The organism is Mesorhizobium sp. M7A.T.Ca.US.000.02.2.1 (assembly GCF_003996995.1).
In the GTDB taxonomy this organism is placed as follows: domain Bacteria; phylum Pseudomonadota; class Alphaproteobacteria; order Rhizobiales; family Rhizobiaceae; genus Mesorhizobium.
In genome coordinates, this window is record NZ_RZTT01000290.1 from 1 (window position 1) to 7,778 (window position 7,778).

Here is a 7,778-nt window from a genome sequence, read left to right on the forward strand (position 1 = left end):
CGGGCCGTCCAGCCTCGATCGTCGCCGATATCGACGTGGCGGCAGAGCTTGGCCCGGACCGGCCGCTGGAGATTCGCGAAACCCAGAAATTCTTCGAGCTGCGCAACAAGGTCCTGCATCTGATCCGCAACGAAACCGGAGTGGTCGTATGAGCCTCTCCTTTTCCGGAAAGACGGTCGTGATCACCGGAGCGAGCCGAGGCATCGGGCTCGGCATCGCCAAGGGCTTCGCCCAGGCCGGCGCCAGCCTGCACCTCATTGCCAACGACGCGGCCGTGCACGAACGGGCCCACGAGTTGGGCGCCACAGGCACGGAGGCCGACATCGCCGACCGCGAGGCGGTCGGGGCGGCACTCGAACCGATCTCCCGGATCGACGTGCTCATCAACAATGCCGGCCTCGAGCTGATGACGCCGATCACCGACAGCAGCGACGAGGCCGAAGCCGCCTTCCGGCGCATCATCGAGATCAACATCATCGGCACGGCGCTGGTCACCGCGCGCGCCTTGCCGCGCATGCAGGCCGGCGCTTCGATCATCAACACCGCCTCGATCTGGGGCCGCGTCGCCGAAGCGCGGTTCGGCGCCTACGTCGCCTCCAAGCACGCCATCATCGGCCTGACGAAAACCTGGGCCAAGGAACTTGGATCGAGGGGCATCCGCGTCAATGCGGTCTGTCCGGGATGGGTCCGCACGGAAGCATCGATGCGCTCGCTTGGCCGCATGGCCGAGCAAGGCGCCGTCAGTGAAGCAGCAGTGCTCGAAGACATCGTCGGCGCGCAAGCCCTGCCCGGCCTGATGGAGCCGGCCGACATGGCCGGCACCTATCTGTTCCTGGCGTCGGATCTCGCGGCCAACATCACCGGGCAGTCGCTCGGCGTCGACAGGGGAGAAGTGCCTTGGTAACTCCATTGCACGGAAAACGCGCGCTGGTCACCGGTGCGGCCAGCGGCATCGGCCGCGCGACCGCGCTCGCCTTACGGGACGCCGGAGCCATGGTTCTCGGCTTCGATCTCAAGGCATCTGAAGGCGATATCCCGATCCTTGCCTGCGACCTTGCCAATGAGGCCGACATCATTGCCGCGGTCAAGCAGGGCGCGCAACGGATCGGCGGCTACGACATCCTGATCAACAATGCCGGCATCCTCCAGGAAGCACCGCTTGAGGCGATTTCGCTCGATCATGTCGACCGCATGTTTGCCGTCAATGTGCGCGGCGCCATCATCGTGGCGCGGGAAGTCCTGCCGTACCTTCCCGATGGCGGCCGCATCGTCAACATCGCCTCCGAACTCGCCTATCTCGGCCGGGCGAACGCCTCGGTCTATTGCGCGACCAAGGCGGCCTTGCTCGGCCTGACCCGCTCCTGGGCGCGCGAGCTTGCGCCTCGCATACTGGTCAACGCCGTGGCGCCGGGGCCAACCGACACGCCGCTTCTCGGTTTCGAGGCGTTGAGCGAGAGCCAGCGCGCGCTTGAAACAACACACCCGCTGGGGCGGATCGGCCGCCCGGATGAGATCGCCTCCGCGGTGGTTTTCCTTGCCGGCCCCGGCGCCACCTTCTTCACCGGACAATGCCTGGGCGCCAATGGTGGCGCGGCGATGCTTTGAAACGAGATGATCATGAAAGACCGAGTTCTCCTCGCTGAACTGCCATGGCCCGAAGCCGAGAAGCGGATCGCCGCCGGCGCTCCCATCTTCCTGCCGCTCGGCTCGACCGAACAGCACGGCCACCACATGGCGATGAATGTCGATGTTGTGCTTCCCACCGCCATCGCCGAGACGGTGGCGAAGCAGGTCGGCGGCCTCGTCGCGCCGACCATCGCTTACGGCAACCGCTCGCAGCCGAGAACAGGCGGCGGCCCGGCCTTCTCCGGCACGATCAACATCACGGCGCATACGTTTTCGCTGCTGGTCAAGGATGTGATCTGCGATCTCTATCGCCAGAAGGTCCGGCGCATCGTTGTCCTCAACGGCCACTACGAGAACATCGGCCCGTCGATCGAGGGCATTGAACTGGCGCTCGACGCCATCGGCCGCGAACGAGCGACGGATCTGACGATCCTGCGCATCGATCATTGGGAAATGGTGCGCACAGAGACGCTGGCGAAAGTGTTCCCCGATGGTTATCCCGGCATCGAGCTGGAACATGCGAGCGTCATCGAAACCTCGATGATGCTGGCGTTGCGTCCCGAGCTCGTCGACCTCGGCAAGGCACTGCATGACGGCCCGGCGCAGTTCAGGCCATATGATCGCTATCCCAAGCCAGCCGAGGAAGTGCCGCCATCCGGCGTGCTGTCGCTGACCGAGGGCTCATCAGCCGAAAAGGGCCGGTGGCTGCTCGCCGACTGCGAGACCCGCATTGCGGAAATCGTCAAACGTGAATTCTTCTGAGGTGCCGACACCATGAGCAGCAATTTCTTCCAGCCGATCGACGCTTCCGCCGTTCCTCGCTTCGCCGGACTTTCGACCTTCATGAGACTGCCGGCCGTGGCAAGCGCGGAAGGGCTCGACATCGCGCTCGTCGGCATTCCGTGGGACGGCGGCACCACCAATCGGGCCGGCGCACGGCACGGCCCGCGCGAGATCCGCAACCAGTCGAGCCTGATGCGGCGCGCCCATCACGTCTCGGGAACGGAGCCGTTCAGCATCGCCAACGTCGCCGATGTCGGCGATCTCTCGGTCAATCCGATCAACCTCGTGGACGGGCTGAAGCGCATCGAGGACGGCATCGCGGCGATCGTGGCAGTGGGCGCCATTCCGCTTGCAGCGGGCGGCGATCATCTGACGACGTTGCCGGTGCTGCGCGCCGTGGCCCGCAAGGCGCCCGTCGGCATGATCCATTTCGACGCGCATTCAGACACCAACGACCGTTATTTCGGTGACAATCCCTATACGCATGGCACGCCATTCCGCCGCGCCATCGAAGAGGGGTTGCTCGATCCCAGGCGCATCGTCCAGATCGGCATCCGCGGCTCGATATACGAACCCGGCGAACATGACTGGGCGATCGCCCAAGGCATTCGCATCATCTACATGGAGGAGTTCGTCAGGCGGGGCGCGGCCAGCGTCATGGAAGAGGCGCGCGGCATCGTCGGCGATACGCCCATCTATGTGACCTTCGACATCGACTGCATCGACCCGTCGATGGCGCCTGGGACCGGAACGCCCGAGCTAGGCGGCTTCACCACCCGCGAGGCCCAGGAAATGGTCCGCCTGCTCGACGGATTGACCATTGTCGGTGCCGACGTCGTCGAGGTGGCGCCGCCTTTCGACCTAGGTGGAATGACGGCGCTCGCCGGCGCGACGATGATGTTCGAGCTGCTGTGCGTGATGGCGAAGTCGGTTCAAGCAGGGAGAGCGCCAGACTGAGCGCAAGCGTCAAAGCCGCCTGACGCGTCGCCGCCAGGCAATGCTCAAACCAGGACCATCGCGAACCGCGGCAAGCCGGGATCGCGCAAGATCACGTGAACGCCCCTATTGTCGATGCCAGCATCGCCAGAATGGCTAGGCCCGCCATCACCGACAGCCCGTTGAGGATGATCCCTAGAACGCCAAGCGCGCGGCTGTCGTTCGACCGCACCAGCGCCATCACGCCGAAAACCGCGCCGGTGATGTGCGCCAGCGGAGCGGCGAGCAGAAACACCGCCATGAAGAAACCGGTGGCGATGTTCTGCGCAAGTGTCGAGGCGTCGCTCGGCATCGCCACCAGAATGGTTATGGCAAGTGCCCCTGCCGCGAACGCCAACAATGCCATTATGACCGAACGTTTGCCGAGTCTGCCTTGCGCGACCGCGCCCGGCACGGCAGCCGTGCTTCGTCCCCATTGTCCCACTGTTGCCCGCTCCCCTCGCCGTCCGCTCAGAGCGGATTTTCGGCATAGAACTCCAGCACGCGCTGCTTGAAGGTCTTGTCCCCGACGGCCAGCATATGGTCCCGGCCCTCGATGTGAAAGGCGCTGGCGTTCGGCATCAACGCTGCAAGCTCATCGGGCGAGCCGCCAATGTCGTCGGTGGTTCCGACGGCGACCAGCGTCGGCTGGGCGATGCGGGCGATATCCTGCTCGCTCAGCAATTCGCGCGATTTGGCGATGCAAGCGGCCAAGGCCCGGCGATCGCTGCGGGTCTGGTCGGCGAAGGCGCGAAACGACCGGCCGCGCGGATGGCTGGTGGCGGCCGGATCATCGGCAAGCAAGGCGGCGGCGATCGGATCCCAATCGCCGACACCGTCGACCATGCCGATGCCGAGACCGCCGAAGACCAGCGTCGCCACCTTGTCTGGATCGGACAGCGCCATGAACGCCGCGATGCGAGCGCCCATCGAATAACCCATGACATGGGCGCGCTCGATGCCGAGATGGCCGAGCAAGGCAGCGGCATCGGAAGCCATCTTGACCGGCGTGTAGTCGGCCTCATCATAGCTCTTCGACGACGAGCCGTGGCCGCGATTGTCGAAGGCGATGGCGCGGTAGCCGGCATCGTTCAGCGTCTTGAACCAGCCGGGCGACACCCAGTTGACATAATGGCTCGAGGCAAAGCCATGGATCATCAGCACCGGATCGCCCTCGCCCGATTCCGGCTGGCGGTCGAGGAAGGCAAGGTCGAAGCCGTCATGGATGAAAAACTGCATCTGCGATCCCGCCTGCGTGCTCAACCGCCACCGCCATTGGGCGCATCGCCATTGTCGGCTGGTGGCATGCCGGGGCCGGATACCGTGCCCACGGCCGGATGGCGCAAAAGGTCGCCATACTCGATGCCGTTCCTGGCGGCAGTGCCGGCCTTGAGCTCGAGCACGAAGCGCACCGGTACGCCGGGCGAAATGACGGCGTCCGATTGCGGCTCGCCGTGCTTGACCGCCCGGATCTTGCCATCCTGGCCGACGAAAATCAGATCAAGCGGCATTGGCGTGTTGTGCATCCAGAAGCCGACCTGCTGCTGGACCTCGAAGACGAACAGCATGCCGTGGTTGTCCGCCATGTCATGGCGGTGCATCAAGCCGGCCTCGCGCTCCGCGGCGGTGTCGGCGACTTCGATGGAAAAAGAGCGATCACCGCCTTTCGTCATCACGACCAATGGCGTCGGATCGGCCGGAAGGATCATCGCCCGGCTGTCCGCCGAGGTCGGCTTTTCGGAATAGAAGTAACCACCGGCGGCGGCGATGAAGGCAATCGCGCACATCGCGCCCGCGGTCAGCCAGTTCCTGTAAGCCATTCGAGATCCTCGGCCGGAAACGCCCTAGTGCGAGACCGGCAAGGTCCCCATATCGGGGTGAATTTCGGCGGCCATAAGGCCTTTGTCGCCGCGTCCGAAACGCACCAGCACGACCTGCCCCGGCCGAAGCTCGGTGATACCGTAGCGGCGCAAGGTCTCCATATGGACGAAGATGTCCTCGGTGCCCTCGCCGCGGGTGAGAAAACCAAACCCCTTGGTGCGGTTGAACCATTTCACCAGGGCGCGTTCGAGACCGCTCTCCGGCGTCACCGCGACATGGGTGCGCTGCTCCTGCATCTCGGCCGGGTGGACCGCGGTGGTGACGTCCATAGAGAGCACTCGGAAGGCCTGCAATCCGCGGTCGCCATGTTTGACGAGGCAGACCACGCGTGCGCCCTCCAGGGCCGTCTGAAAGCCATCCCTTCGAAGACATGTCACATGGAGGAGGATATCGCCGGAAATGCCGTCATCCGGCAAAATGAAACCATAGCCCTTGGCCACATCGAACCACTTGATGGCGCCGGCTATTTCGAGCAAGTCCGCGGCATCGCCGCCTTCGTCACGCTGCAAGGCGTCGCCGAGGGGTCCGTCCCGCCCCGTCAAAGAGGCCTTTTCCCCCATAAGAATGCCCCCTTTTTTCAAGAACACCGCAACTGATTCTTGCCAACAGATTAACACTGCGGCTTCCGGTCTGTGCAAGACCTGCCGTGCCTTTTTTCACGGTTCATTTGGGCAATACCGGATTTGTTCTTTGCTGGCATTGCGCACCGCCGCACGATTGCCCTTTGACAGGGCCGACCCTATGTTGCGCCGCAACGCAATTTATCGAGGAAATCACATGCGCTATCTGCACACCATGATCCGCGTCACCGACGTCGATGCCTCGCTCGACTTCTACTGCAACAAGCTCGGCCTCAAGGAAGTGCGCCGCTACGAAAACGAGCAAGGCCGCTTCACGCTGATCTTCCTCGCGGCCTCCGAAGACGAGCAAAGCGGCATCGCCGACAAGGCACCGCTGGTCGAACTGACCTACAATTGGGATCCGGAAGACTACAAGGGCGGACGCAATTTCGGCCACCTCGCTTATGAGGTCGACGACATCTACGCCACCTGCCAGCATCTGATGGACAATGGCGTCATCATCAACCGGCCGCCGCGCGACGGCAACATGGCTTTCGTCAAGTCGCCGGACGGCATCTCGATCGAGCTTCTACAGAAAGGCCCGGCCAAGGCCAAGGCGGAGCCCTGGGCTTCGATGGCGAACACCGGAAGCTGGTAGCCGATCACGCTGTCTTGAGCGGACAATACCAGGCTGACGGACCGGCACCGTTTGGTTTTTCAGGGGCGGCGCCTATCTGTCTGGCTGAGGCGCCAGGCTTGGGCCGGCGCCCAGCCATGCAACAGGCGCTTGCCCAGGAGAATTCATGCCGACCAGCCATGCCGACGTCACCACCGAACATGCCAGCCGCTACCTGCAGCAGCTGTGCAAGCACTGGGCGCACAAATTCCCGGTCGAGTTCGATCCCACCCACGGCACCATCGATCTCTCAATGGGCCGTACCGTCATGGATGCCGATGCGGCGACACTGCATATCACGGTGTCGACTGACGAAGCAGGATCGATCGAGCGCCTGGAGGGCGTTGTCGCCGATCACATCAAGCGCTTTGCTTTCCGCGAAGAACTGACCTTCGATTGGAAACCCGCTCCGGCAGCTTAGGCGGCGACTTACTTCCCACCGGCCGGAGCGGCCATCTCCAGCAGCGCCTGCACCGAGCGCCAGTTGCGCGCGGTGCCCGGCACTTTCAGCGTGCGCGGGATCAGCCCGGCAAACACCGATTTGCCCAGCCCGTCCGGCGCGTGCAAGTAGAGCACATCGCCCTTGATCTCGAAGCGTTCGGGGCCGGTGCACTTTTCGGTCAGTCGCGCCACCTCGTCCGCTGTCGGCTCGCGCTCCAGCACATAGGCATGCAGCTTGGTATGGTCCCCGGCAACTTCCGGGTAAGGGTTTTCGTTCACCAGCCGCTCGAACCAGGAAAGATCGCGCACCATGATGCGCGAATAAAAACCCCATTTCTTCTCGAAGGCTGTTTCGAGCTGTTTCGTCAGCGTCGCCGCGTCGCCCTTCTTCGCCCGGAACACGGCATTGCCGCTCTGCACATAGGTGGCGACATCGGAAAAGCCGAGATCCTCGAAGAACGACCGCAGCTCCGCCATCTTGACGATGCGGTTGCCGCCGACATTGATGCCGGAAAACAGCGCGACGAAGATTTTTCCCGGATCAATTATTTGATCCCGATCGCTCATATGATGAACCCGGCCAATGTCTCGTTGTCGGTGATGTCCTGATACTGGACGCCCTCGGCCTCGAACTTCGCCTTGAGCAGATCGAAATTGCGGCGGTCCTTGGTTTCGATGCCGATCAGCACCGAACCGAAATTGCGCGCCGATTTCTTCAGATATTCGAAACGGGCGATGTCGTCGTCGGGCCCGAGCAGTTCGAGGAAGTCTCGCAGCGCGCCGGGCCGCTGCGGAAAGCGGATGATGAAGTATTTCTTCAGCCCCTCGAAGCGTAG

Annotated in this window: 11 protein-coding genes and 1 pseudogene; 6 read left to right on the forward strand and 6 right to left on the reverse strand. The window is 63.5% G+C overall.

The window, feature by feature from the left end; genetic code table 11:
- The first annotated feature begins 148 nt into the window (after positions 1 to 148).
- From EOD15_RS23640 to speB, 4 genes are read left to right on the forward strand one after another with little or no spacing between them, the layout of a single operon-like run.
- Positions 149 to 904, forward strand: a complete 756-nt coding sequence (locus tag EOD15_RS23640) for an SDR family oxidoreductase (protein WP_127332100.1) — start codon at positions 149 to 151, stop codon at positions 902 to 904.
- On the forward strand, positions 898 to 1,605 hold the full coding sequence (locus tag EOD15_RS23645; protein WP_127323116.1) for an SDR family oxidoreductase: 708 nt from the start codon (positions 898 to 900) through the stop codon (positions 1,603 to 1,605). Before EOD15_RS23640 ends, EOD15_RS23645 begins: the two co-directional genes overlap by 7 nt.
- A gap of 12 nt (positions 1,606 to 1,617) precedes the next feature.
- The gene (locus EOD15_RS23650) at positions 1,618 to 2,388 is read left to right on the forward strand and encodes a creatininase (RefSeq protein WP_127323115.1); all 771 of its coding nucleotides are present in this window, start codon (positions 1,618 to 1,620) and stop codon (positions 2,386 to 2,388) included.
- A gap of 12 nt (positions 2,389 to 2,400) precedes the next feature.
- Positions 2,401 to 3,366, forward strand: coding sequence for an agmatinase (gene speB / locus EOD15_RS23655; protein ID WP_127408878.1), 966 nt, complete (start codon positions 2,401 to 2,403; stop codon positions 3,364 to 3,366).
- Positions 3,367 to 3,457: 91 nt separating this feature from the next.
- Here the strand turns inward: speB and EOD15_RS23660 are convergent, their stop codons facing one another.
- From EOD15_RS23660 to EOD15_RS23675, 4 genes are all read right to left on the reverse strand, one after another.
- The gene (locus EOD15_RS23660) at positions 3,458 to 3,751 is read right to left on the reverse strand and encodes a hypothetical protein (protein WP_127323139.1); all 294 of its coding nucleotides are present in this window, start codon (positions 3,749 to 3,751) and stop codon (positions 3,458 to 3,460) included.
- Positions 3,752 to 3,855: 104 nt separating this feature from the next.
- Positions 3,856 to 4,623, reverse strand: a complete 768-nt coding sequence (locus EOD15_RS23665) for an alpha/beta hydrolase (RefSeq protein ID WP_185929049.1) — start codon at positions 4,621 to 4,623, stop codon at positions 3,856 to 3,858.
- Positions 4,624 to 4,643: 20 nt separating this feature from the next.
- Positions 4,644 to 5,204: a DUF192 domain-containing protein gene (locus EOD15_RS23670; RefSeq protein WP_127332094.1), complete on the reverse strand. Its 561-nt coding sequence runs from the start codon at positions 5,202 to 5,204 to the stop codon at positions 4,644 to 4,646.
- Positions 5,205 to 5,228: 24 nt separating this feature from the next.
- Complete coding sequence (locus tag EOD15_RS23675; protein ID WP_032901396.1) at positions 5,229 to 5,825, reverse strand: cold-shock protein; 597 nt, start codon at positions 5,823 to 5,825, stop codon at positions 5,229 to 5,231.
- A gap of 217 nt (positions 5,826 to 6,042) precedes the next feature.
- Between EOD15_RS23675 and gloA the strand changes: the two genes are divergently transcribed.
- Together gloA and EOD15_RS23685 are read left to right on the forward strand one after the other, a co-directional pair.
- A complete protein-coding gene (gene gloA / locus EOD15_RS23680; RefSeq protein ID WP_127332092.1) occupies positions 6,043 to 6,483 on the forward strand; it encodes a lactoylglutathione lyase in 441 nt (146 codons plus the stop codon).
- 145 nt (positions 6,484 to 6,628) lie between these two features.
- Positions 6,629 to 6,922, forward strand: a complete 294-nt coding sequence (locus EOD15_RS23685) for a DUF2218 domain-containing protein (protein ID WP_127332090.1) — start codon at positions 6,629 to 6,631, stop codon at positions 6,920 to 6,922.
- 8 nt (positions 6,923 to 6,930) lie between these two features.
- Here the strand turns inward: EOD15_RS23685 and EOD15_RS23690 are convergent, their stop codons facing one another.
- Together EOD15_RS23690 and EOD15_RS23695 are read right to left on the reverse strand one after the other, a co-directional pair.
- Entirely contained in the window at positions 6,931 to 7,509 is a 579-nt protein-coding gene (locus EOD15_RS23690; protein WP_164762262.1) for a DUF1697 domain-containing protein, read from the reverse strand.
- A pseudogene (locus EOD15_RS23695) lies at positions 7,506 to 7,778 on the reverse strand (threonine dehydratase); the annotation flags it as partial. The gene EOD15_RS23690 and the pseudogene EOD15_RS23695, both read right to left, overlap by 4 nt.

Excerpts from the sequence above, each read along its gene's own strand:
- EOD15_RS23640 (WP_127332100.1), top strand. The coding sequence starts at position 149 with ATGAGCCTCTCCTTTTCCGGAAAGACGGTCGTGATCACCGGAGCGAGC.
- EOD15_RS23650 (WP_127323115.1), top strand. The coding sequence starts at position 1,618 with ATGAAAGACCGAGTTCTCCTCGCTGAACTGCCATGGCCCGAAGCCGAG.
- speB (WP_127408878.1), top strand. The coding sequence starts at position 2,401 with ATGAGCAGCAATTTCTTCCAGCCGATCGACGCTTCCGCCGTTCCTCGC.
- EOD15_RS23660 (WP_127323139.1), bottom strand. The coding sequence starts at position 3,751 with ATGGCATTGTTGGCGTTCGCGGCAGGGGCACTTGCCATAACCATTCTG.
- EOD15_RS23665 (WP_185929049.1), bottom strand. The coding sequence starts at position 4,623 with ATGCAGTTTTTCATCCATGACGGCTTCGACCTTGCCTTCCTCGACCGC.
- EOD15_RS23670 (WP_127332094.1), bottom strand. The coding sequence starts at position 5,204 with ATGGCTTACAGGAACTGGCTGACCGCGGGCGCGATGTGCGCGATTGCC.
- EOD15_RS23675 (WP_032901396.1), bottom strand. The coding sequence starts at position 5,825 with ATGGGGGAAAAGGCCTCTTTGACGGGGCGGGACGGACCCCTCGGCGAC.
- gloA (WP_127332092.1), top strand. The coding sequence starts at position 6,043 with ATGCGCTATCTGCACACCATGATCCGCGTCACCGACGTCGATGCCTCG.
- EOD15_RS23685 (WP_127332090.1), top strand. The coding sequence starts at position 6,629 with ATGCCGACCAGCCATGCCGACGTCACCACCGAACATGCCAGCCGCTAC.
- EOD15_RS23690 (WP_164762262.1), bottom strand. The coding sequence starts at position 7,509 with ATGAGCGATCGGGATCAAATAATTGATCCGGGAAAAATCTTCGTCGCG.